Source organism: Streptomyces sp. NPDC001732 (assembly GCF_053596315.1).
Map to the genome: position 1 here is coordinate 79,825 of NZ_JBSFFY010000012.1, position 23,519 is coordinate 103,343.

Annotated in this window: 22 protein-coding genes; 6 read left to right on the plus strand and 16 right to left on the minus strand. The window is 70.4% G+C overall.

The window, feature by feature from the left end; translation table 11 throughout:
• Positions 1 to 40: 40 nt before the first annotated feature.
• Positions 41 to 2,995, minus strand: a complete 2,955-nt coding sequence (locus ACWCXX_RS15320) for a UPF0182 family membrane protein (RefSeq protein ID WP_451127405.1) — start codon at positions 2,993 to 2,995, stop codon at positions 41 to 43.
• Between the two features lie 137 nt (positions 2,996 to 3,132).
• On the opposite strand from ACWCXX_RS15320, the gene ACWCXX_RS15325 reads away from it, so the two are divergent.
• A complete protein-coding gene (locus ACWCXX_RS15325) occupies positions 3,133 to 3,693 on the plus strand; it encodes a PPA1309 family protein (protein WP_451127240.1) in 561 nt (186 codons plus the stop codon).
• Positions 3,694 to 3,720: 27 nt separating this feature from the next.
• On the opposite strand, the gene ACWCXX_RS15330 is transcribed toward ACWCXX_RS15325, so the two are convergent.
• The 4 genes from ACWCXX_RS15330 to ACWCXX_RS15345 form a co-directional block, all read right to left on the minus strand.
• Positions 3,721 to 4,809, minus strand: a complete 1,089-nt coding sequence (locus ACWCXX_RS15330) for a YlbL family protein (RefSeq protein ID WP_451127242.1) — start codon at positions 4,807 to 4,809, stop codon at positions 3,721 to 3,723.
• 143 nt (positions 4,810 to 4,952) lie between these two features.
• Positions 4,953 to 5,123, minus strand: a complete 171-nt coding sequence (locus ACWCXX_RS15335) for a hypothetical protein (protein ID WP_187438840.1) — start codon at positions 5,121 to 5,123, stop codon at positions 4,953 to 4,955.
• Between the two features lie 129 nt (positions 5,124 to 5,252).
• On the minus strand, positions 5,253 to 5,714 hold the full coding sequence (locus tag ACWCXX_RS15340) for a molybdenum cofactor biosynthesis protein MoaE (RefSeq protein ID WP_451127244.1): 462 nt from the start codon (positions 5,712 to 5,714) through the stop codon (positions 5,253 to 5,255).
• Positions 5,715 to 5,991: 277 nt separating this feature from the next.
• Positions 5,992 to 7,134 carry an SDR family oxidoreductase gene (locus tag ACWCXX_RS15345; RefSeq protein ID WP_451127246.1) on the minus strand — a complete coding sequence of 381 codons (1,143 nt, stop codon included), beginning with the start codon at positions 7,132 to 7,134 and terminating at the stop codon, positions 5,992 to 5,994.
• A 192-nt stretch (positions 7,135 to 7,326) separates the two neighbouring features.
• Here ACWCXX_RS15345 and ACWCXX_RS15350 point away from each other — a divergent pair, with 192 nt between their 5' ends.
• Together ACWCXX_RS15350 and ACWCXX_RS15355 are read left to right on the plus strand one after the other, a co-directional pair.
• The gene (locus tag ACWCXX_RS15350; protein WP_451127248.1) at positions 7,327 to 8,778 is read left to right on the plus strand and encodes a zinc-dependent metalloprotease; all 1,452 of its coding nucleotides are present in this window, start codon (positions 7,327 to 7,329) and stop codon (positions 8,776 to 8,778) included.
• A complete protein-coding gene (locus ACWCXX_RS15355) occupies positions 8,775 to 9,323 on the plus strand; it encodes an NUDIX hydrolase (protein ID WP_451127250.1) in 549 nt (182 codons plus the stop codon). The genes ACWCXX_RS15350 and ACWCXX_RS15355 overlap by 4 nt, the downstream gene beginning before the upstream one ends.
• An 82-nt stretch (positions 9,324 to 9,405) precedes the next feature.
• Here ACWCXX_RS15355 and ACWCXX_RS15360 read toward each other — a convergent pair whose 3' ends face one another.
• From ACWCXX_RS15360 to ACWCXX_RS15375, 4 genes are all read right to left on the minus strand, one after another.
• On the minus strand, positions 9,406 to 10,161 hold the full coding sequence (locus tag ACWCXX_RS15360; RefSeq protein ID WP_451127252.1) for an AIM24 family protein: 756 nt from the start codon (positions 10,159 to 10,161) through the stop codon (positions 9,406 to 9,408).
• 16 nt (positions 10,162 to 10,177) lie between these two features.
• Entirely contained in the window at positions 10,178 to 10,858 is a 681-nt protein-coding gene (locus tag ACWCXX_RS15365) for an AIM24 family protein (RefSeq protein WP_451127254.1), read from the minus strand.
• An 11-nt stretch (positions 10,859 to 10,869) separates the two neighbouring features.
• The gene (locus ACWCXX_RS15370; protein ID WP_451127256.1) at positions 10,870 to 12,522 is read right to left on the minus strand and encodes a TerD family protein; all 1,653 of its coding nucleotides are present in this window, start codon (positions 12,520 to 12,522) and stop codon (positions 10,870 to 10,872) included.
• 107 nt (positions 12,523 to 12,629) lie between these two features.
• Entirely contained in the window at positions 12,630 to 13,253 is a 624-nt protein-coding gene (locus tag ACWCXX_RS15375; protein WP_451127258.1) for a M48 metallopeptidase family protein, read from the minus strand.
• 218 nt (positions 13,254 to 13,471) lie between these two features.
• On the opposite strand from ACWCXX_RS15375, the gene ACWCXX_RS15380 reads away from it, so the two are divergent.
• Both ACWCXX_RS15380 and ACWCXX_RS15385 read left to right on the plus strand, forming a co-directional pair.
• Entirely contained in the window at positions 13,472 to 14,617 is a 1,146-nt protein-coding gene (locus ACWCXX_RS15380) for a ThiF family adenylyltransferase (RefSeq protein WP_451127260.1), read from the plus strand.
• Positions 14,618 to 14,658: 41 nt separating this feature from the next.
• Entirely contained in the window at positions 14,659 to 16,113 is a 1,455-nt protein-coding gene (locus ACWCXX_RS15385) for an ABC1 kinase family protein (RefSeq protein WP_451127262.1), read from the plus strand.
• Between the two features lie 77 nt (positions 16,114 to 16,190).
• On the opposite strand, the gene ACWCXX_RS15390 is transcribed toward ACWCXX_RS15385, so the two are convergent.
• The 5 genes from ACWCXX_RS15390 to ACWCXX_RS15410 all read right to left on the minus strand — a co-directional run bounded on the left by ACWCXX_RS15390 (position 16,191) and on the right by ACWCXX_RS15410 (position 20,379).
• The gene (locus ACWCXX_RS15390; protein ID WP_451127264.1) at positions 16,191 to 16,406 is read right to left on the minus strand and encodes a hypothetical protein; all 216 of its coding nucleotides are present in this window, start codon (positions 16,404 to 16,406) and stop codon (positions 16,191 to 16,193) included.
• 296 nt (positions 16,407 to 16,702) lie between these two features.
• Positions 16,703 to 17,062, minus strand: a complete 360-nt coding sequence (locus ACWCXX_RS15395) for a hypothetical protein (protein ID WP_451127266.1) — start codon at positions 17,060 to 17,062, stop codon at positions 16,703 to 16,705.
• Complete coding sequence (locus ACWCXX_RS15400) at positions 17,059 to 17,427, minus strand: WhiB family transcriptional regulator (RefSeq protein ID WP_148839094.1); 369 nt, start codon at positions 17,425 to 17,427, stop codon at positions 17,059 to 17,061. Before ACWCXX_RS15400 ends, ACWCXX_RS15395 begins: the two co-directional genes overlap by 4 nt.
• Positions 17,428 to 17,600: 173 nt before the next feature.
• Positions 17,601 to 17,933, minus strand: coding sequence for a hypothetical protein (locus ACWCXX_RS15405; RefSeq protein WP_451127268.1), 333 nt, complete (start codon positions 17,931 to 17,933; stop codon positions 17,601 to 17,603).
• 163 nt (positions 17,934 to 18,096) lie between these two features.
• Positions 18,097 to 20,379: an ATP-dependent DNA helicase UvrD2 gene (locus tag ACWCXX_RS15410; RefSeq protein WP_451127270.1), complete on the minus strand. Its 2,283-nt coding sequence runs from the start codon at positions 20,377 to 20,379 to the stop codon at positions 18,097 to 18,099.
• A gap of 269 nt (positions 20,380 to 20,648) precedes the next feature.
• Between ACWCXX_RS15410 and ACWCXX_RS15415 the strand changes: the two genes are divergently transcribed.
• Complete coding sequence (locus tag ACWCXX_RS15415) at positions 20,649 to 20,903, plus strand: mycoredoxin (RefSeq protein WP_451127272.1); 255 nt, start codon at positions 20,649 to 20,651, stop codon at positions 20,901 to 20,903.
• Between the two features lie 191 nt (positions 20,904 to 21,094).
• Here ACWCXX_RS15415 and nudC read toward each other — a convergent pair whose 3' ends face one another.
• Complete coding sequence (nudC, locus tag ACWCXX_RS15420) at positions 21,095 to 22,042, minus strand: NAD(+) diphosphatase (RefSeq protein WP_451127274.1); 948 nt, start codon at positions 22,040 to 22,042, stop codon at positions 21,095 to 21,097.
• 44 nt (positions 22,043 to 22,086) lie between these two features.
• A complete protein-coding gene (locus ACWCXX_RS15425) occupies positions 22,087 to 23,481 on the minus strand; it encodes a dipeptidase (protein ID WP_451127276.1) in 1,395 nt (464 codons plus the stop codon).
• Between the last annotated feature and the right edge of the window lie 38 nt (positions 23,482 to 23,519).

Below are 23,519 nucleotides of genomic sequence, written 5' to 3' on the forward strand. Positions count from 1 at the left end.
AACCGTACCACGACGCGGGATGGAGCCTTCACCGGGTTTCTCAGCCTCCGCTGCGGGCCGCGGGGACCTTGTTCTTCTCGTCCGTCCCGCCCTTGTCGGAGCCGTTCTTGTCGGCGTTGTCCGCACTGCCCGACTTGGGCTGGGCGGCCGCCGCGCGCTGGAGCGCGTCCTGCAGCTCCTTCTGGGCCTTGCCGTAGGCGTTCCAGTCCTGTTCCTTCAGGGCCGCCTCACCCGCCGCGTAGGCCTTCTGCGCGTCCGCGATCGCCTTCTTCAGCGCCGCGTCGCCGGTGGCCGGCGGCTGGGTGGTGTCGCCCGGTGGCCGGGTGGTGTCCGTGGGCGGCTGGCCGGTGTCGGAGCCCGCCACCCCGAAGACCGCGTTGAGCGCCTCGCCGAGGCTGTTCTCGAAGACGGTCTTCGACCCGTACGAGGCGGCGACCTTCCGCAGCAGCGGGTAGTTCTGCGTGCCACCGCGCGTGTAGACCGGCTCGATGTAGAGGAAGCCCCCTTCGAGCGGCACGGTCAACAGGTTGCCGTACTCGATGTCGGAGTCGGTTCCCTTCAGGTTCCGCACGAACTCGGCGACGTCGTCGTTGCCGTTGAGCTCGCTCTGCACCTGGCCGGGGCCCTTCACCGTGGTGGTGACCCTCAGCAGCCTTATCGTGCCGTAGTCCTTGCTGGCCGCGTCCGCGTCCACCGCCATGAACGCCCCGAGGTCGGGCCGTCCCTTCGGTGTGAACGTCGTCGTCAGCGAGAACTTCTGAGCCGTCTGGTCCGGCATCTTTATGCTCAGGTAGTACGGCGGGACGGCGCCGGACTCCTTGTTGGTCGGGTCGTCCGGGACCTGCCACGCGTCACTGCCGCTGTAGAACTGGGCGGGGTTCGTGACGTGGTAGCGGGTGAGCAGTTCGCGCTGCACCTTGAACAGGTCCTGCGGGTACCGCAGGTGGTCCATGAGGTCCTGCGGAATGTCCGCCCTGGGCTCGACGGTCCCCGGGAACGCCTTGCGCCAGGTCTTGAGGACGGGGTCCTCGGTGTCCCACTCGTAGAGCTTGACCTTGCCGTCGTACGCGTCGACGGTGGCCTTCACCGAGTTGCGGATGTAGTTGACCTGGTTCTGCTGGGCGACGACCGCGCGCTGGTTGGTGGTCAGCGAGTCGGCCGTGGTGTCACCGAGCGTCGTGCGGGAGGCGTACGGGTAGCCGTTGGTGGTGGTGTACGCGTCGACGACCCACTGGATGCGTCCGTTCACCACGGCCGGGTAGGCGTCGCCGTCGATGGTCAGCCACGGGGCGACCGCCTCGACGCGCTCCTTGGGCGTGCGGTTGTAGAGGATCCGCGAGCCCTCGCCGATGGCCCCCGAGTAGAGGATCTGCGGCTCGCTGAACGCGACGGCGTACGCGGCGCGGTTGAAGGCGTTGGAGAGGCTGACCCCGCTGTTGCCCTGGTAGCTGGTGGTCTTCTCGCCGTCCTCCTCGTAGTCGAGCTCCTTCTGGGGCCCGCCGACGATGGAGTACTGCTCGGTCTTCTCGCCGTAGTAGATCCGCTGCTCGTACTTGCCGAGCTCACCGGTCGTCGGCAGGCCGGACTCGGTGAAGTCCGGGGAACCCTTCGGGTTCTTGCCGGTCGTCGTGCCCCGGGCCGCGATGGCGCCGTAGCCGTGGGTGTAGGTGAAGTGGTCGTTGATCCAGTTGCGCTTGGGGATGCCGTCGAGGTTGAGCTCGCGCAGACCGACGACCGTGTCCTGGTCCTTGCCGGCGGCGTCCTTGTAACGGTCGACGTCCAGCGTCTTGGGGAACTGGTAGTAGTTCCTCTTCTGCTGGAGCTGCTGGAAGGCCGGGGAGACGACGTTGGGGTCCATCACCCGGTAGCTGGCGGCGTCGTCCGCGCTCGCGCGCAGCTTGGCGTCGTCGTCCGTCGTGCTCTTGCCCGAGTAGTCGTCGACCTGCGCGTCGTCGATGTCGTACGCGTTGCGCGTCGCTTCGATGTTCTTCCGGATGAACGGGGCTTCCTTGGCCTGCTCGTTCGGCTGGACCTGGAACTTCTGCACGATCGCCGGATACAGCCCGCCGATCAGGATCGCCGAGAGCACCATGAGACCGAAGCCGATCACCGGGAGCTGCCAGGTGCGGCGCCAGAGCGTCGCGAAGAACAGCACGGCGCAGATCGCGGCGATGCAGAACAGGATGGTCTTCGCCGGGAGGTAGGCGTTGGCGTCGACGTACCGCAGGCCCGTCCAGTTGTCCGTGGCCTTGAAGTCACTGGACTTCACGGCCAGGCCGTACCGGTCGAGCCAGTACGCCACGGCCTTCAGCGAGACGAAGACGCCGAGCAGCACCGACAGGTGGCCGGTGGCCGCGCCGGTCGCGCGGGCGCCGGGGCTGGTGATGCGGAGCCCGCCGTACAGGTAGTGGGTCAGCCCGGCGGCGATCAGCGAGAGCACCGTGGCCGCGAAGCCGAAGCCCAGCAGGAAGCGGTACCACGGCAGGTCGAAGGCGTAGAAGGACACGTCCAGGTGGAACTGGGGGTCCTTCTGTCCGAACGCCACGCCGTTCACGTACATCAGCCAGGTACGCCACTGGCCGGAGGCGGAGGCCCCGGCGATCAGTCCGACGAGCGCGGTGATCGCGAGCAGCACCCACTTCTTGTGCGGTGCGAGGCTCATCCGGTAGCGGTCCAGGCTCTGCTGTTCCAGGGACATCGCGCTCAGCGGCGGCCGGAGCCGGTGCGCGAGCCAGATGTTCAGCCCGACGGCGAAGGCCATCAGGAGTCCGAAGACGAGGAACAGCCCGATCTTGGTCCACAGGGTGGTGGTGAAGACGGACGAATACGAGACCGACCGGTACCAGAGCCAGTCCGTCCAGAACCCGGCGAACATGACGAACGCCATGGCGAGAATCGCCAGGACGCCCAATGTCATGAGCAGGGTACGGGCGCGCCGGGACGGGCGGCCGACTCTGATCCGTGGCCCTGTCGGGCCTCCGCCGCGGTCCGGCATCTGGAAAGCCAACGTGCGCACCTCGAAGTTCGCGGGTCGTGTGGAGCGGGCCCACGGATCGTAGGGCCCACCTATGCAACTTACTGAGGCTTTACCTAGTTCCCGTTACCGGGGCGGAAGGAGGCAGGATATTGACCATGCCCAATGTTTCCCCCTCAGGCCCCCCGATGGCCGCGAGCCCGCTCACCGTCGCCGTGCTCGAAATCGACGAATACATCTCCGATCTCGGCTGGGACCAGCCGGCCCGGCTCTTCGCCCTGGTCGACACCGCCAAGCTGCGGGACCAGGAGCCCGGTCTCGCAGCCCAGCTCGGTCTCGACGACTCCGAGGCCCCGGCCTCCTCGCTCACCCCCATCGAGCAGGACGAGCTGCCGCCCGGCACCGCCCTGGACGAGTTCCTGGCCACGATCGCCTGGCCCGACGCGGTGATCGGATGCGCGATGTCGGTGGAGCGGCTGATGCTGCCGCCGTCCGCCGAGGCGTCCGTGCCGGAGGGGCTCAGCGATGCACAGCTGACCAAGTGGGTCGCCAAGCATCCGGAGCGCCAGGAGGTGCGGATGACCGTGGCCGTCCTCCGGGACGGTACGCGCGAGTCGGCCGTGCGGCTGTGGGCGAAGGACACCCCGAGCGAGGTGCGGACCGGTGCCGGTCTGGTGCCCGGACTGGCCGACGCGCTGGCCGCGACCTTCGAGGCCTGACCCGCCGAGGCCCCGTCGGGGGCGCGGTCAGCCTGCCGAGCAGCTCGGCAGCCCGGCCGTGTCCCCCGTCCTGATCTTCTCCAGGGACTTCCTCGCGTCGGCGAGCGTCTTCACCTTCACCAGCGTGAGCCCGCTCGGCGTGTCGGAGGCGGCGGCCCTGCAGTTCTCGTACGGAGTCAGGAAGTACCTGGCGCCCGCGCTGCGCGCGCCGACCAGCTTCATGTTGATGCCGCCGATCGGTCCGACCTTGCCCTTGTCGTCGATCGTGCCGGTGCCCGCGATGAACTTCCCGCCCGTGAGCTTGCCGGGCGTCAGCTTGTCGACGATGCCCAGCGAGAACATCAGACCGGCGCTCGGGCCGCCGACGTCGGCGAGCTCGATGTCGATCCGGAACGGGAAGGTGTGGTCCGTCCCGGCCTGGATGCCGACGATCGCCCGGTCCTCCTTGGGGGCCTTGGCGGTCGTGATGACGATCTTCCGGCTGCCCTCGGGCTCCTTGCCGGCCTTCTCCGCCGCCTGCGCCGTCTTCGCGGGGACGATCGTGAACGTGACCCTCTCGCCGGGCTCGTGGCGGGTGACGAGCTTCGCCACGTCCTCGGGCTGCTCGATCGACGTGCCGTCGACCTGCTTGATCACGTCGCCGGCGTGCAGCTTGCCCTGGGCGGGGCTGCCCTTGACGACCGTGGAGACCACGACACGCGAGGAGACCGGGATCCCCAGCTCGGTCAGCGCGGCGACCTTGGCGCTCTCCTGGGACTGGCTGAACTCCTCGGCGTTCTCCTGCGTCGACTCCTGCTCGGTCTTTCCGTCGGGGTACAGCGTGTCGTGCGGTACGACCACGCTGTCGTGGGCCAGCCAGCCGTAGACGGCCTCGACGAGGTTCATCCGGTAGTCGGCACCGGTGACCCTGACCGTCGTCATGTTGAGATTTCCGGACGTCGGGTACGTCTTGTGCCCGGAAATCTGCAGGACGGGTTCGCTGCCGACCTTGCCGAGGGTGTTCACCGTCGGCCCGGGGGACATTTCCGAGTACGGCACCTTGATCAGCACGCCTGCGCAGAGCAGCGCGATGAGGATCAGGGTGGAGGCGAGCATCGTCGCGGTGCGGCGTGGCATGGAACGACAGTACGGGAAGGGTCTGTCAGTGCACTGTCGGGGCCGGTCCGTACGGGGCGGGCGACAGGGCGGAGCGCGGCGCCGGAGGGCGTCGGCGGCCGGGGTCGCGGTGCGGATTGGCGACTGCGTATGTGCGACGGAGTTCAGACGACATCGGAACCGGAGTGCGATTTCTCCATCGCCTCACGGAACCGGGCATACCCGGCGAGTTCGGAAACATCGCCGGTCGTGCGATTACGGGCGGCCCAGCTTCCCCATATCGCAGCGCCGAGCGCAGCGAAAAGCGGAATCAACAACCAGGCGAGTGCTGCCATTACGACCTCCCTACCCCATGAGCGACCGCAACTGACCGATCAGCAGATTAACCGTCTGCAGAACCAACGCTCACGGCAGGGGTGCGGTTACGCAAATCAGGCCCGGACGGCCGTCCGGCCGAATTGCGCTCAGCAGGCTCCGACCCACTCCTCGGTGCCGTCCGAGAAGCGCTGGTGCTTCCAGATCGGGACCTCGTGCTTGAGGTCGTCGATGAGCTTGCGGCACGCCTCGAACGCCTCGGCGCGGTGCGGGCAGGAGACGGCGACGACCACCGCGAGATCGCCCACTTGGAGGTCGCCCACCCGGTGGACGGCGGCCAGCGCGCGGACCGGGAAGTTCGCGGCGACCTTCTCGGCCACCCGGCGCAGCTCGTCCTGCGCAGACGGGTGACAGGAATACCCGAGCGCGCCGACGTCCTGACCGTTGTCGTGGTTGCGCACCGTGCCGACGAAGAGTGCCGTGCCACCGGCGGCGTCGTCCCCGACGGCCCGGAAGATCTCGTCGACCGACAGCGGCGTGTCACGGACCTCCAGTAGTCGGATGGAGTCCGTCGATGCCTGCTCACCGGGGTGGTCGTGGGTGGGAGCCATGCCATCCATGGTGCCGTACGGCACGGACAGGGCGGAATAGCGTTTTCCACCGGCGGGCCGCCCCCGGCCTTGGAGCCTTCTACAGGCACCCCGGAGGGGTGCGTGCGGGCACCGGCCGGAAGGAGCGCGTACGAAGCGCCCCTGAAAGGGGCACGTACGGACGGTCGCGGAGGACGCCCGGCAGTACGCGCGCGGGCCGCGCCCGGAAAGGCCGCGCCCGGGAGGGTGCGCAAGTCCGGGAGGGTCCCCACGTCCGGGAGGGCGCCGCCCGCCCCGCTCAGATGCGGCGGCGGGCCTTGCGGGCGCGGCGGACCAGGGCGGCGGTGCCCAGGAGCGCCACGGTCGCACCGGCGGCGCCCGCCGCGGTGGCGTCCTTGCGGCCGAGGCGGCGTCCGGCGACGGTGTGCCGGCCCTCGACCTCTTCGAGGAGCGCGGCGAGCACTTCCTCGTTGGTCCAGGCCGGACGCCATCCCACGTCGTGCAGCCGGCTCACGCTGACCACCCAGGGGTGCATCGTGTACGCCAGGTCACCCGCCGGGGAGGGGGTGAGGCCGATCCGGTGCAGCCGGGCGGCGGCGCCCAGGGCCACGGCGGAGGGCAGTTCCATCCGGCGGACACCGCTGAGCTCCTCGACCTCCTCCTGCTCCAGCCAGCCGTCGCAGCCGACCGCGAACTCACCGTCGATCTTCTCCAGCGCGGCGTACTCCAGGGCCGTGACCAGGTCGTCGACGTGGCAGAACTGCCAGGTCGGACGCGATCCGGCGACGACCAGGAGGCGCGGCGACTCGAAGTAGCGGGTCAGCGCGGTGTCCGTGCCGCCGACCAGGACGGTGGGCCTGACCACGGTCACGTTGAGTCCGGGGTGGGCACGGGGCGCGCGGCGGCCGAGCCGTTCGATCTCCAGGAGGTCGCCGACACCGGTGGCCTCGGCCGTGGCACGCAGTTCGGCGTCCTCGGCGAGCGGGATGTCGTTGTCGGGCAGCGCCCCGTAGACCATCGCCGACGTGCACAGCACGACCCGGTGCACGCCGACGGCCGCCGCGGCCGTCAGCACGGTCTGGGTGCCGCGCACGTTGTAGGCGGTGCGGGCCGCGGGGTCGGTCTCCAGGTCGAGGTCGAGCGCCAGGTGCACCACGACGTCCGCGCCGCGCAGCTTCTCCGCGATGGCGGGGTCTCGGACGTCGAGGAGGTGCCAGGTCGCCTCGGACACCTCGCCGCGGCGTTCGTCGATGGCGACGACCTGCTTGATCTCCTCGGACGCCGCGAGGCGTGCGGTGAGCAGCTCACCCACGCCACCGGCGGCTCCGGTGATCGCGACGACGGGGCCACGGCTTCTGGAGCGGCTCTTGACGGGTTTGCTCTCGGTCGAGGGGTCGGACGGGTTTCGCGCTGCGCGAACCTGAGGGTCTGGGGAACTCACCGGGCGTCTCCAGCGGTTGTCTTCAGTACGTACCCGAGTGACGCGTGCGTACCAGGTGGCGTCCATCCTGCCGCAGGGCGGGCCCCGACGGAGCACCGAGGCCCTGAGCGGACTTTTGGTGTCTACGCTGGATGGTGATGTCGGGCAGTCGCCGTCGGTTCGAGCCGACGGCCCTACGAGCCGAGGAAACCCGTGAGTGACACCCCATTCGGATTCGGCCTTCCGCCGGAGGAGCCGGAGAACGGCGACGAGGGCAAGAAGAAGGACCCCACCGGAGGTGGGCAGGGTTCGGGCGGGCCTGCGAACCCGTTCGGCTTCGGGCCCGGCGCGGGCGGTGAGAATCCGTTCGCGGCGATGTTCGGCACGATGAACCCCAACGACCTGGGCGCCGCCTTCCAGCAGCTCGGCCAGATGCTGAGCTACGAGGGCGGTCCCGTGAACTGGGACATGGCCAAGCAGATCGCCCGCCAGACGGTCTCGCAGGGCACGCCGGACGGCACCAAGGACGCCAGCGTCGGCCCGGCCGAGCGGTCCGCGGTCGACGAGGCGCTGCGCCTGGCCGACCTGTGGCTGGACGGCGTGACGTCGCTGCCCTCCGGTTCGGTCTCGTCCGTGGCGTGGAGCCGGGCGGAGTGGGTCGAAGCGTCCCTGCCCGCCTGGCAGAAGCTGGTCGACCCGGTGGCCGAGCGCGTCGGCCTCGCCATGGGCGACGTGCTGCCCGAGGAGATGCAGGCGATGGCCGGCCCGCTGATCGGCATGATGCGGTCGATGGGCGGCGCGATGTTCGGCCAGCAGATCGGGCAGGCCGTCGGTGTGCTGGCCGGTGAGGTCGTCGGTTCGACCGACATCGGGCTGCCGCTGGGCCCGGCGGGCAAGGCCGCGCTCCTTCCGTTGAACGTCGAGCGGTTCGGCAAGGACCTCAGCGTCCCGCAGGACGAGGTGCGGCTGTACCTGGCCCTGCGCGAGGCCGCCCACCAGCGTCTCTTCGCCCATGTCCCGTGGCTGCGCTCGCATCTCTTCGGAGCCGTCGAGGGGTACGCGCGCGGCATCAAGGTCGACACCAGCAAGCTGGAGGACGTGGTCGGCCAGTTCGACCCGTCGCAGCCCGAGCAGCTGCAGGACGCCCTTCAGCAGGGCATGTTCCAGCCGGAGGACACGCCGGAGCAGAAGGCTGCCCTGGCCCGGCTGGAGACGGCGCTCGCCCTGGTCGAGGGCTGGGTCGACGCCGTGGTCCACGAGGCCGCGAAGTCCCGTCTGACCTCGGCGGACGCATTGCGCGAGACGATGCGCAGGCGACGCGCCTCCGGTGGCCCGGCCGAGCAGACGTTCGCCACGCTCATCGGTCTGCAGCTGCGCCCGCGGCGGCTGCGCGACGCCTCGCGGCTGTGGGCGTCCCTCACCGACGCGCGCGGGCTCGACGGGCGCGACGCCCTGTGGGAGCACCCCGACATGCTGCCGACGGCCCAGGACCTGGACGACCCGGACGGCTTCGTGCACCACGAGCAGCTGGACTTCTCCGAGCTGGACAAGATGCTCGGCGAGGCCGCGAAGGGTCCGCAGAAGCCCGCGGCGGACGGTGGGGACGACACCGGCACCGGCGAGACCGAGGGCCGTGACGAGAACAAGGGCGACACCGACCGGTGAGCCTGCACGACGACGCCGTGCTCGTGCTGAAGGAGTACGAGCAGCGAGCCGACCCGGCCCAGGACGAGCTGCGCCGGGTCTACCTCGACCATCTGGCGAAGTACCCCGACGGCATGTGGAAGGCCTGCGAAGCCGGTCATCTGACGGCCAGCGCCCTGGTCGTGGACCCGGAGCGCGGCCAGGTGCTGCTCACCCTCCACCGCAAGCTGCGGATGTGGTTGCAGATGGGCGGCCACTGCGAGCCGCAGGACACGTCGCTGGCCGCAGCGGCCCTTCGGGAGGCGTCCGAGGAGTCCGGTGTCAGCGGCCTGACGCTGCTCGCGGGCGGACCGGTGACGCTGGACCGCCATTCGATCCCCCCGCCCTGCCACTGGCACCTGGACGTGCAGTACGTGGCGCTGGCGCCCTCGGGCTCGACGGAGCAGATCAGTGACGAGTCGCTGGACCTGCGCTGGTTCGCGTACGACGAGGTCGCCTCGGTGGCCGACGCGTCGGTCGTGCGGCTGACGGAGCTGGCCCGTGCGGCGCTGGAGCGACGCGGGTAGGACGACGGCACACGAAAGCGGGTGGGGGCGGACTCCGAGGAGTCCGCCCCCACCCGCTTCGGTCCGGGTGTCGCGCCGCGGATCAGTTCCAGGCGTTGTTCTGGTTCTGGCCGTGGGCGCCCTGCTGGCCCATGCCGTACTGGGCCCGGACGCCCTGGCCGATCTGGTGGTTCTGCGGGGGCAGCACCTCGCTGGGCTGAACCAGGGCGAAACCCTGGCCGAGGAAGCTGAGCTCCCAGCCCTCACCGGTGTTTCCGCGCCTGCGCCAGACACCGGAGGAGTGCGTCTGGGCCTGCATCTGCACCCGCAGCGAGCTGGACCAGGCGACGATGGCGTCGGCGTCGGCGTTGACGTACTTGTCCGGGGTGACCTGCATCATCAGCGGCTGGCCCGAGGTCATCAGGGCGACCTTGCCGGTGCCGGAGATGTTGAGCTGGTACTTGCCGGTCCCCGAGATGCCGTACTGGCTGTCCACCGCGATGACCTCGGCGTGCAGCGCGGAGTCCAGCGCCAGGACGTAGGCGCTGTCCACCGTGAGGCCGTCGTGGTCGACATCCACGATGTGGATGTACTGCGCGAGGTTGGCGAGGAAGACGGTGCCCTGCCCGGAGCAGCGCATCAGGTCGAGGCCCTCACCGGTGTTCGCGCGGGCGCGGCGCTGGCTGTTCGCCTGGTACTCGCCGTCGAACTCCATCAGCCCCTGGTAGGCGACCATGGCGCCCTTGCGGGCGAGCACGTCGTCGTGCCCGGTCAGCGAGACCCGCAGGAGCTGCGGGTTCTGGATGGCGTACCGGTCCTGGGACTGCTGTTCCGTGTAGTTGAAAAGCGGACTCTGCATGGTGTTTCCCTCCCCCTCAGTTCCGGATCCGCAGGCGGTCGGTACTGTCCTCACTCGGCTGTACGACGACGATGCCCTGGCCGGAGAAGGCCATCTGGTAGGCCTCACCGCTGCCCCGCCCGATGAGCGAGGCCGCCTTGAAGCTGCGCTTGCCCTTCACCTTGAGGTTCGGGGACCACGCCACGAGGGCGTCCGGGTCGACGTAGGTCTCGTCCTCGCCGCGTCCGCAGTCGACGACGATCGGCGTGCCGCGCGAGGTGATGGCGACCCAGCCGGTGCCGGAGATGCAGACGTTCCACAGGCCCTGGCCCGCGAACTTGGCGAGGCCCTTGACCCGCTCCACGCCCCAGGTGAGGTGGCCGTCGAAGGCCAGGACGTTGGTGCCGTTGACCGAGAGGGAGTCGTTGTTGAGGTTGATGACGACCACGTCGGCGCCGTAGTCGGCGAGGTAGAGCAGGCCGTCGCCGGAGCACTTCATGATCGGCGCGCCCTCGCCGGTGATCCACTGGGAGGCGATCTGGCGGACGGCGGGCGGGTTGGGTTCGTACTGGATGAAGCCCTCGTACGCGACCATCGAGCCGGTACGTGCGTAGAGGTCCTGGCCGGTGGCCATGGCGACCTTGAGCATCGTGCGGCCGTGGTTCTCCATCCGGGCCGTGACGGGGGTCGGGGCGTAGCCCGCGAGTTGCTGGTTCATGACGGGCTCCCTCAGACCTCGTAGGGCTGGACGACGATGAAGTTGCCGGGGGCTCCCCGGAACTGGAGGTTCACGGTCTCCCCGCTGTGTCCCGGGTACGCGTTGCGGCGCAGCCGGACCTGGCTGGAGATGATCACCTGGGACGCGGACGACCAGGCCACGACGGCGTTGCAGTCGGCGAAGGTGGTCGGCGTGACGGGCAGGACGACGGGGACGCCGTGGGTCTTGACGACGATCGTGCCGGTGCCCTGGAACTGCATGGTGAACAGGGCCCCGCCCGGGATTCCGTGGCCCTCGATCCTGCGGACCTCGTACTGCAGGGATTCGTCGAAGGCGAGGACGTTCTCCGCCGAGACACAGATGCCGTCGCCCTGAAGTTCGATGGCGTGCAGGTGGGAGCCGTCCTCCGCGAGGAAGAGCTGCCCGCGGCCGGTGCAGCGCATCAGCTGCATCTCCTGGCCGGTGGCGTTGCCGACGATGCGGCCCGCGAAGCCGGCGCCCTTGTAGCTGAAGTCGACCTTGCCCTGGTACATCACCATGCTGCCCTGGCGGGCGAGCACGGGCGTGCCGCCCATGGCGAGGTCGACCCGCATGAGCTGCTGATTCTGCGGGGTCCAGCGCTGGCCGTTGGCCGTCTCTTTGTAGGGCTGGAGGGCCGCCTGGAGGCCGGCACCGGCCTGCGGCACGCCCTGGGGCATGCCGGGCGGCTGCATTCCCGGCATCCCCGGAGGCTGCATCCCCGGCGGCTGCTGTCCGTACGGGGCGGGAGGCTGCTGCCCGTAGGGCGCGGGGGCCTGCTGGCCGTACGGGGCGGCGGGAGCGGGATGGCCGGGAGCCTGGCCGAACTGCGGCTGCTGCGGCTGTCCGTACGGAGCGGGGGCCGGGGCGGGCGCGGGCGGCACCGTGCTGCCGTGCGGTGCCAGCGGCGCGGCCATCGTCGGCGCGGCGTGCATCTGCTGCTGCGGGGTGGGGGGCGGGGCCTGGCCGACCGGGGCCCCGAAGGACGGAGCCGGCTGCGGGGGCTGGGGCGCCTGCGGGGCCGCCGGGGCACCGAAGGCGGGGGCGGGGGCCGCTGCCTGGGCGGGCGGGGCGAACGACGGGGCGGCGGCCTGCGGCTGGGGAGCGGCGGGCTCCTCCTCGGCGACCTCGCCGCCGAAGTTCTTCAGCAGCGCTTCGAGACCGCCGTCGAAACCCTGGCCGACGGCGGCGAAGCGCCAGACGTCCTTCAGGTAGAAGTCGCCCAGCATCACCGCGCGCTCGGTGCTGAACTCCGAGCCGGTGAAGGCGTACCTGACGACCTCCTCGCCGCCCGCGACGACCCGGATGTACCCGGGGCCGACCTGGGACATCTGCCCGGCCCCGTCGATCGTCGCGGTGAACGACAGCTTGTGGATGTGCGCCGGAATGCGGTCCAGGGTGACGCGGAACGACTCGGTGTCGCCGGCCTGGGCGCCGAGGAGCTGAATGGACTCCTCGGGCGATTTAGGCTGATTGAAGAAGATGAAATACCGGTCGTCGGAGAGTCGCTCATCGGCGTCGAGGCCGAAGCAACTGATGTCAAAGGTCAGTCCCGACCCGGCGATCTGCACACCTACGTACAGATCTGTCCCCGGCGTGAGATCGCTGATCTTGGCCTTGTGGCCGCGCTGGAATTCCCTGGCCATGCGTAACGACCGTCCCCCATCCCGAATGTGAATGCGTCGCGCCAGGCTAACCGCAAACTCTGACATTGAGCTAAGCCGGTACACACCTGGTACGGAATCGCCGTATGTCACTCACCGCGCGCGGCGGGCAGGTGCGGAAGCCGGTCGGCCGCCACCACGCCCTCCAGGTAACCGCGCGCCCGTTCGGTACGGGGGTACGCCTCCAGCAGCCGCCAGAAGCGAGGGCCGTGGCCGGGTACGAGCAGGTGGGCCAGCTCATGGACCAGCACGTAGTCGACGACGTACTCGGGCATGCCCTGCAGCCGGTGCGACAGGCGGATGCTGCCCTCCGCCGGGGTGCAGGACCCCCATCGGGTGTTCTGGTTGGTCACCCACCGCACCGACGCCGGCCTGGCCCGGCCCTCGAAGTACTGGGCGGACAACCGCTCGGCGCGCTCGGCCAGTTCGCCGTCGCCGAGGACGCGTCTGCTCTCCTGCGCCGCGAGCCGGTCGAGCATCACCCCCACCCAGCGCTGCTCCTCGGCCTCCGACATCCGGGCCGGGATGAGCACGATGGTGCGGTCGCCCTCGCGGTACGCGGAGACCGTTCTGCTGCGGCGGCTGCTTCTGCGGACCTCGACCGCGCTCGTCGCCGAGGCGCGGGGCGGACGGTCCGGAGCGCCGCGCCGCTGGATTCCGGCGCCGCTCGCGGGGGTCTCCCCGGCGAATCCGGGTGACGGGTCGGCGGGCACGCCACGACGTTACCCGGTATCGGTGGGGGAAGTCGCGCCTCCGGAACGGTTCGCGTCCGATCCGCGCCACAGCACGCACCATTTGAACGACTAATACCCCCTACCTGTGGATAACTTTCCGCACACTTTGGCGCCGGACCGCATTCTGACAACGGATCTCGCGAAGATCCGGGCCACGGCCCACGCAGGAGATCGAGGAACACAGACCGGGGGTAGTCGTGCATCCGATGTTGAAACCCGCACTGCGCCGCGCATGGCGCGGCCGGGGCACCGTGCAATTCGGGGTGACCCACGCCCATGCGGTGAAGTTCGGCCCAATGGATATTGCCACGGGCAGTTTTCTGGAACTGCTCGACGGAACGCGCGGTCTGCCGCTGCTGCGCGAGGAGGCCCGCAGGCTGGACCTGTCCGAGCATCAGGTGGACGTGCTGGTGAACCGCTTGACGAGCGCGGGACTGATCGACGACGTACGGGCCGCCGCCCCGGAGACCGACGCGTTGCGGAACCGGCCCGGCGCGTTGGAGCGGCATCGCCCCGATCTGGCATCGCTCTCCGTCGTCCATCCCGAACCGGGCGGCGGGATGCGGCGGCTGGCGGCCCGTCGGGCGATGCGGGTCCAGGTGCGGGGCGCGGGGCGGGTCGGGGCCGCGATCGCGGCGGTGCTGTCAGGGGCCGGGGTGGGCCGGGTGGAGGTTCTGGACGGCGGGCACACGGAGCCGTGGGACGTCTCGCCCAGTGGGCTTCCGCCAACATCCGTCGGTGAGCGCAGGGACACCGCGGCCCGGCAGTTGGTGCGCAGATCCGCCATCGGCGCGACGTCCCGGGCGGCAGGGTCGGCGGGTTCCCCGTCGGGTGGTGAGCCGGGGCTTTCACTGGTCGTGGTAGCCCCTCGCGACGGCCTCGCGGTGTACGCCCCCGACCCGCGTCCGGCCGAGCCGTGGATCGCGTCGGGAACTCCCCATCTCTATGCCGGGGTGATGGAGGCGACGGGGGTGGTCGGGCCCCTGGTCCTGCCCGGGGGCACGGCCTGCGCGGGGTGCCTGGAACTGAACCGGGCGGACGGGGACGAGCAGTGGCCCAGGATGCTGTCCCAGTGGCGGTCCGGGCGACGCGCCGCCGTGCAGGCCTGCGACCTGGGTCTGGCAACGGCGGTGGCCGGGATGGCGGCCGCCCACGCGTTGTCCTTCCTGGACGGGGAGTTGCCCGCGAGCATCGGGACACGTTGGGAGGCGGCACTGCCGTTGCTGGACTGGCGGTCCGAGCAGATCGGAGCGCACCCCGACTGCCCCTGCGGAGCGGCCGGGCATCTGGGGAGGGAGTGCTCCTCCGGGGCCGACACCACGCACGACACAATGGCCGGGTAACCGTCGCACGCGGCACGGCAGTCTGGGATTTGGAGGGGTTCATGTCTGATCTTCCCCGGAAAGCGGTCACTCGTACCGCCAAGTTGGCCACCCTGCCCTTGGGGTTCGCCGGCCGCGCCACTTGGGGTCTGGGCAAGCGGATCGGCGGGAAGTCCGCGGAGCTGGTCGCCCGGGAGGTGCAGCAGCGCACCGCGGACCAGTTGTTCAAGGTCCTGGGCGAGCTGAAGGGCGGGGCGATGAAGCTCGGGCAGGCCCTGTCGGTCTTCGAGTCGGCGCTGCCCGAGGAGGTCGCCGGGCCGTACCGGGCGGCGCTCACCAAACTCCAGGAGGCCGCGCCCCCCATGCCCAGCGGCACCGTCCACGCGGTGCTGGAGGAGCGGCTCGGCGAGAACTGGCGGGAGTTGTTCCTCGAATTCGCGGACACGCCGTCGGCGGCCGCCTCGATCGGCCAGGTGCACCGGGCGGTGTGGCACGACGGACGGGACGTCGCGGTGAAGGTGCAGTACCCGGGCGCCGGGGAGGCCCTGCTCTCGGATCTGACCCAGCTCAGCAGATTCGCCCGGGTGCTCGGCCCATTGATCCCGGGCATGGACATCAAGCCGCTCATCGCGGAGCTGCACGACCGGGTCTCGGAGGAGCTGGACTACGAGCAGGAGGCTCGGTCGCAGCAGGATCACGCCGAGGAGTTCGCCGACGATCCCGACGTCGTGATCCCCGGTGTGGTGCACCGGTCCGACCAGGTGTTGGTGACGGAGTGGATGGACGGTGTTCCGCTGGCCGACGTGATCGCGGAGGGCACGCCGGAGCAGCGGGACCGGGCCGGTCAGTTGCTGGCGCGGTTCCTCTTCTCGGGGCCGGCCCGCACCGGTCTGCTGCACGCAGATCCGCATCCGGGAAATTTCCGGCTGCTGCCCCCGGACGAGGAGTCCGGCGAAAAGACCGGCGAGGAGTCCGGCGACGGGGGCCGGTGGCGGCTCGGGGTGCTGGACTTCGGAACGGTGGACCGGCTGCCGGGTGGTCTGCCGCAGCCGATCGGCGACTCCTTGCGGCTGGCGCTGGCGGGTGAGGCGGCGGCGGTCTACGAGCGGTTGCGCGAGGAGGGGTTCGTCAGGGAGTCGGTGGATCTCGACCCGGACGCGGTGCTCGAATACCTCCTTCCCATCATCGAACCGGCGCAGGTGGAGGAGTTCACCTTCACCCGGAGCTGGTTGCGCAACCAGGCGGCGCGGATCGCGGACCTCCGCTCCCCCGCGCATCAGCTCGGCAAGCAGCTGAATCTGCCGCCCGCCTATCTACTGATACACCGGGTGACGTTGAGCACGATCGGGGTGCTGTGCCAACTGGGTGCCACGGTACGGCTGCGCGACGAGCTCGAAGCCTGGCTGCCGGGCTTCCTGCCGGAGTACGAGGAGGAGACGGCGGCGCAGGAGCTGTTGGAGGACGAGGAGGAGGCCGTGGTGCAGGAGCTGGTGGAGGACGCGCCTGCGGGGGCATAGGTAAGGACGACGCCGACGTGTTCCCGCCGGATGCGTTCCCGACAGGCGCGTTCCGGCCGGGCGGGTCCCCGGGTGGGTCACCACCAGGTGGAGTCGAGGCGGCTTTCGATCGCCCGGATGTGGGTGCGGGCGCACTGTTCGCAGAAGTACTGGCGTTGGCCGTTCTCCACGGAACAGATCCAGGTCGGTGGTGTGGTCTCGCTGTCGGCGGATGTGCCGCACAGGGCGCAGACGGCCACTGCCGCGTCGCTCTGCGCGGACTGCTGAATCGGGTGTTGAGTCTCCTCGTCCACGCCGTGACGATAACCCCGGCGCCATCGTGCCGCCCTGCACCGGCACACGACGACACCGGAACGACGGAACGACGGACCCAGGACGCCCCCACGGCAGCGGCGGTGTGCGGCGGCCCGGTCGCACGCAGTACGACCGCGGGGCCGGTCCGTCCGGACCGGCCCCGCGGAAGGGGTACTGACTTGGGTGCTGTTCGCCGCCGGGCCGAGCGGTTGCCCGGCAGCGGGTATTGCTGTCGACCTGGCTGGTGCCGTGACCGGCAATGTTTGCGACGGGGCAAAGCCTGCCGGGAGGGGTGCTAGTTCATGACCGCCATGGCCAGCGCGCGGCGGGCGCGCATCGAGGCGCGCTCGGCCTTGCGCTGCATCCGACGCGCGGCGATCAGGCGCACGGCCTGGCGTTGCGTGTCGGCTTCCCTCATGCGGTCGTGCATATGAGCACGCGCCAGGGCTTCTGGGATGAGTTGCATCTCGCGGGTCCTGTTCTGACGCGAGTCGTTCGCGCCGATGATCGTGACGTTCGGTGTTGCGGAGCCGACGGGCTCGTTCGTGGGGACGGACATGAGGGCCTGATTTCGGGGATCGTGGGTGTGGGGACGGTCGATGGTTCCGATGCGGTTCGTGGGCTTGGGGGCCGTGACCCCCAGGTCGGCGATCACGCCGCGACCGGGTTCTTGCGCGGACGACCACGCGGCCGCTTGCGAGCAACGACAACGCCCTGGATGAAGAGCTCTCCGCCCCAGACGCCCCACGGCTCGCGGCGCTCCTTGGCGCCCGCGAGGCAGGCCTCGACGAGCGGGCAGGTGCGGCAGAGGGACTTGGCGTACTCGACGTCGGCGGGCGACTCGGCGAAGAAGACCTCCGGGTCGTAGGAGCGGCACGGAACGGGTACGCCGAGGTTCTCGATGGCGTCGTCGAGCGCGGTGAGCGCGGTGAGGGGGAGCAAGGTGGAGTCCTCCGTGAGGCCGGGCGGCGAGATCGTGTCGGAAGGCGGTACGGACGGGGCGTGCGCTTCGAGTTGCACGGTGGGTGGTGTCCTCGTCTGTTCGTTCCGGCCTGTTGACCGGGTGGCGGCTGGTACCGGGTGCTTCTTGTCCCGAGGCCCCTTCGTGCTGTCTCGTCCGTTCGGACAAAACAAAAGGGCCGCGGATCCCGAGTGGGGTTCCGCGGCCCTGAAGGCGCCGGCCTGATGGTGGATCAGGCTGGATCACTCCAGGGTTCAGGCCCACGGAAGGCCCACATCGTGTGGTGCTTCGTCTGCTTCTTGGTGCCGAATTCCGCTCCCGCACCGACGGCGGCAAAGGCGTAGGCCTGGGCCTGCCCCTTCGCTACTGCTGCTGCCGGTGCCTGAGCCGGTCGCTCATTGCGCTCCCGCACGGGGAGGCTCGCCGGGGCGGACAGGCCGACGGCAGGAATGCCGGACAGACCGGTGCCACGGAGCGAGGACTCGGAAGAGCAGGCGAGGCCGAGCGAGCAGGCGGAGACGACGGAAAGATCGGTCAGTTTGTTGGTCTTGATGATGCTGATCACTTCAATCGCCTCCTCTCGGCGTCCAGGGGACCGGTGAACCGGTCCTGCGTATTCGGATAAGTACAGCACAGGACCAGGACTTCAGAGAAGCCGCTGTTCCCGTGGTTAAGAACCTATGGTGATGACTGGGGCGCGCGCAAACTATTTTTTCGACGATTTTTTCTCACGTCTCATCATCGGCTTCCCCAAGCACTTCATCCACTGTCCCACCTGCGCAAATGGCCAGGACCGCCGTCCCGAACCGGCCCAGCTTCCGTGCTCCGACGCCGGAGATACCGGCCAGCTCGCCCTCACTTCCGGGCACGGCCTCGGCGATCGCCATCAGTGTCCTGTCGGTGAACACGCAGTACGCGGGCTGGCCGATCTCCTTCGCCCTGACCGCCCGCCAGTCGCGCAGCCGCTCGTACAGTGCCTCGTCCATGTCGGAGGGGCAGTCGTCGCAGCGCATCAGCTTCATCTCGCCCGCGTCGGTGAGGGTCCTGCCGCAGACCCGGCACCGCGCCGGGCCGCGTCGGCCGCGCCTGGCGACCGGGCCCTGGCCCTGGCCCTGGCCCTGGCTCCAGCCTCTTTCGATCCCGCCGGTACCGGTCGCCGCGCCGCGCCGCGCACCGAGGGGCGCCGAACCGAGGCGCAGCCCGTTCAGGAAGCGGCTCGGGCGTCGGCCGGCACGGCCGCCGGGCGAGCGGGAGAGCGACCAGGACAGGGTGAGGTGCAGGCGGGCCCGGGTGACACCGACGTACAGCAGTCGGCGCTCCTCCTCGATCTGTTCGTCGGTCCTGGCGTAGGCGATCGGCATCATGCCCTCGGTCAGCCCGACCAGGAACACGGCGTCCCATTCCAGGCCCTTCGCGGAGTGCAGCGAGGCGAGGGTGACGCCCTGGACCGTGGGGGCGTGCTGGGCGGCGGCCCGCTCGTCGAGCTCCGCCACCAGGTCGGAGAGCGTGGCGCCCGGCTTGGCCCGTTCGAAATCCTCCGCGAGCCGGACCAGGGCGGCCAGGGACTCCCAGCGGTCCCGCACCGCGCCGGAGCCCGCGGGCGGTTCCGGGGTCCAGCCCTTGGTGGAGAGCACCGCGCGCACTTCCGCGGGCAGCCCCTCCGCGTCGTCGAGCAGGGAGTCGTTGCTCCCCGCGCGGGCCGCGCCGCGCAGGGCGACGCCCGCCTCCCGCACCTCCGCCCGTTCGAAGAAGCGCTCCGCGCCCCGCAGCTGGTACGGCACGCCTGCATCGGCCAGGGCCTGCTCGTAGACCTCGGACTGGGAGTTGACCCGGTAGAGCACGGCGATCTCACCGGCCGGTACGCCCGCCGCGATCAGGTCGCGGATGCGGCGGGCGGTGCCCTCGGCCTCCGCGGGCTCGTCGGCGTACTCCGTGCAGGCGGGCTCGGGGCCGGGGTCGCGCTGCGAGATCAGTTCGAGCCGGTGTTCCGCGGCGCGGCCCCGGGCCTGGCCGAGCACTCCGTTGGCCAGGTGGACGACCTGGGGGGTGGAGCGGTAGTCCCGGACGAGCTTGACGACCGTCGCGCCGGGGTGGCGGGTGCGGAAGTTCAGCAGGTGATCGGGGGTGGCTCCGGTGAAGGAGTAGATCGTCTGGCCGGCATCACCGACGACGCAGAGGTTGTCCCGGTCGCCGAGCCAGAGGTCGAGCAGGCGTTGCTGGAGCGGGCTGACGTCCTGGTACTCGTCGACGACGAAGTGCTGGTACTGGCGGCGGACGTGGTCGGCGATGTCGTGCCGGTCCTGGAGGATGGCGACGGTGAGCAGCAGCACGTCCTCGAAGTCGATCACCGAGCGGTCGCGCTTCAGCTGCTCGTACGTCGCGTAGATCTGGGAGATCTCGGCCGGGTCCCGAGGGGCGTCACGCTGGGCCTTGGCGACCGCGGCCGGGTAGTCGGCGGGCACGGTCTGGGTGACCTTGGACCACTCGATCTCGCTGGTGACGTCCCGCAGCTCGTTGCGGTCGAGACGGATGCGGCAGCGGGCCGCGGCCTCGGCGACGAGCTGGACCTTGCGCTCCAGCAGCCGGGGCAGCTCGCCCCCGACGGCTTTCGGCCAGAAGTACTGGAGCTGACGCAGGGCGGCGGAGTGGAACGTCCGCGCCTGCACACCGCTCGCGCCGAGCTGGCGCAGCCGTCCCCGCATCTCGCCTGCGGCCCGGTTGGTGAACGTGACGGCGAGCACGCTCGCCGGCTGGAGTATCCCCGCGCGCACCCCGTACGCGATGCGATGGGTGATCGCGCGCGTCTTGCCCGTACCGGCTCCGGCCAGCACACACACCGGGCCGTGCAGGGCCGTGGCGACCTCGCGCTGCTCGGGGTCCAGGCCGTCGAGCACGGCGTCGGCCGACTCGGGGACCTGCGGGAAGAGGAGGGAATGCGTTGCTGCTGTCACCCCGCCATGCTGCCAGGTCGGAAGAGACGGGCGCGGAGGTTGTCCACAGGGGAGCCGCATCCGTCGTACTAATACGGGGCGGCCTCGTATGGGGCGGCCCCGGGCGGGGCGGGACGGTGCGGGGGCGACATCGGGAGGGCGGTGGCGGGAATGGTGCTCGGCTCTCGTACGTTCCCCTTCCGTGCGGTGCCGCGTTTCACGGTGGCGCACTTTCCAGCTTCTCCGCGCGACGGATGAGACTGCGAAGAGAACGAACGAGACCGGGTCCGGTACCGAGTCGGACCGGGACCGAGTCCGAGAAGACAGACGAGCCAGAGGAGCGCGAAGACATGCCGGGCACTGTGACGATGTACAGCACCACGTGGTGCGGTTACTGCCGTCGGCTCAAGAGCCAGATGGACCGCGAGGGCATCGCGTACAACGAGATCAACATCGAGCAGGACCCGGAGTCCGCGGCCTTCGTCGAGAAGGCCAACGGGGGCAACCAGACCGTTCCCACCGTCCTGGTGATCGGTTCCACGGGTGCCGAGGCCGTCATGACGAACCCGTCCCTGGCGCAGGTGAAGCAGGCGCTCGCCGCCTGATCCCCGCAACTCCCGCCGTTGCCGCGGCTGAAGACGCCCCCTCCGGTCGCGGAGGGGGCGTTCCCGTACGTGCCCGGGAGCGCTCGTCCGGGTGCGCCCCGGCCCGGGGCTGCGGGTGCGCCCCGGCCCTGAACGGCAGGTGCGTCCGGGTCCGGAACGTCAGGTGCGTCCCGGCCCGGTTCCGTCGTGCGTCAGCCGATGCTGCCCGGCTTCGGGAGCGGCTTGCCGTACCAGAGCTCGATCAGGCGCGCCGCGATCGAGATGCCGTACGGGGGCAGGATCTCGCCCGATTCGAAGGCGGCCGTCAGGTCCTCGCGGGAGAACCAGCGGGCCTCCTCGATCTCCTCGCCGTCCACGTTGATCTCGGAGGAGGTGGCACGGGCCATGAAGCCGAGCATCAGGCTGGACGGGAACGGCCAGGGCTGGCTGGCGATGTACTCGACCTCGCCGACCGTGACCCCCGCCTCCTCGAACACCTCGCGCGCCACGGACTGCTCGATCGACTCCCCCGGTTCGACGAAGCCCGCGAGCGTCGAGAAGCGGCCCTCGGGCCAGTGCACCTGACGGCCCAGCAGGGCGCGGTCCTTCTCGTCCGTCACCAGCATGATGACCGCCGGGTCGGTGCGCGGGTAGTGCTCGGCGCCGCAGGCCGGGCAGCGGCGGATGTGACCGGCCGCCGCGATGACCGTGCGCTCGCCGCAGCGCGAGCAGAAGCGGTGCAGGCGCTGCCAGTTCTCCAGTGCCACCGCGTGTGCCATCAGCCCCGCATCGCGCGGGCCGAGCAGCAGGCCGGCCTCGCGCAGACCGGCCGGGCGGGCCGGCTGGTCCATGCGGCCGGGCAGGGAGTCCTTCTGGAGCGCGAAGTAGCTGACGCCGTCCTCGTCGGTGCCGAGGAAGTAGCGGTGGTTCTCGGTGAGCGGGGCCTCGAAGGCCGGGGTCATGACGATCTCCGTGCCGCCCTCGGCCGTGTCGTCGATCAGCACCTGGCCCCCGGAGACGACGAACACGCGGGTGGTCGGGTGGCTCCACGCGGCGGACAGCCATGCTTCGTCGAGGCGGTGGTGCGCGGCGCGGTCGATGCCACTGGGCGCGGTGAGACCGATGGGACGGTCCACGGTGGCGTTGTCGAAGGTGCTCACAGGTGCTTCCTACTCCCCCGGGATGGATCGGGTGTTCAGAGGATTCAGCGGAGTGCGGCGGCCAGTTCGCCCCAGAGGTGCGCGGTCGTCTCCACGCCCTTGAACAGGAGGTCGAGCTCGACCTTCTCGTCGGGGGCGTGCCAGCCGTCGGACGGTACGGAGATGCCCAGGAAGAGGACGGGGGCGCCGAGCACGTCCTGGAGGTCGGCGGCGGGTCCCGAGCCCCCTTCCCGGGTGAAGAGGATCTTCTGGCCGAAGGCCCGTCCCATGGCGCGGGCCACGGCCTGCAGGGCGGGGTGGTCCAGCGGGGTCAGACAGGGGCGGGTGGCCGGGGCGAAGGCGATCCGGTGCCGGACCCCGGCGGGGACCTGCGTCTCGGCCCAGGCCCGGACCACCTGCTGGACGTGGTCGGGGTCCTGGCCCGCGACCAGCCGGAAGCTGATCTTCACCATGGCGGAGGACGGGATGATCGTCTTGCTGCCCGCACCCTGGTAGCCGCCTCCGATGCCGTTGACCTCGGCGGTGGGGCGGGCCCAGACGCGTTCCAGCGTGGAGTAGCCGGTCTCGCCCGACGCGGCGCGGGACTTGGCGGTGCGCAGCCAGGTGTCCTCGTCGAAGGGCAGCTCGGCGAAGAGCGCGCGCTCGGTGTCGGTGAGTTCCGTGACGCCGTCGTAGAACCCGGGGATCGCGACCCGGCCGTCCGCGTCGTGCAGCGCGGCGACGAGCCGGGCGACGGCGGTCGCCGGGTTGGGGACCGCGCCGCCGAACGAGCCGGAGTGGATGTCCTGCTCGGGGCCGTACAGCTCGATCTCGCACTCGGCGAGGCCGCGCATGCCGGTGCAGACCGTGGGGGTCGTCTCGTTCCACATGCCGGTGTCGGAGACGATCACGGCGTCGGCGGCGAGCCGGGCGGCCCGTTCCTCGACCAGGGCGCGGAAGTTCGGGGAGCCGGACTCCTCCTCGCCCTCGATCAGGAGCTTCAGGTTGACGGCGGGGGCGGTGCGGCCGGTGGCGGCGAGGTGGGCCCGGACACCGAGTGTGTGGAAGAACACCTGCCCCTTGTCGTCGGCGGCGCCCCGCCCGTACATGCGGCCGTCCCGGATCACCGGCTCGAACGGGTCGGTGGCCCAGCCGTCCTCGCGGGCGGCGGGCTGGACGTCGTGGTGCCCGTAGACGAGGACGGTCGGGGCGTCCGGGTCGTCGGACGGCCACTCGGCGAAGACCGCGGGGGCGCCGGGCGTCTCCCAGATCTCGGCGACCGGGAAGCCGGTCTCCTCCAGCTTGGCGGAGAGCCACTCGGCGCTGCGCCGTACGTCCCCGTCGTGCTCCGGCTGGGCGGACACGGACGGGATGCGCAGCCAGGCGGCGAGGTCGTCGAGGAAGGCTGTGCGGTGCTGCTCGGTGTACGTACGGACGGCGTTGTCCGGGGTGTCGCTCATGGCCTTGAGCCTAGTGCCTCGCCCGATGGGGTCCTTCC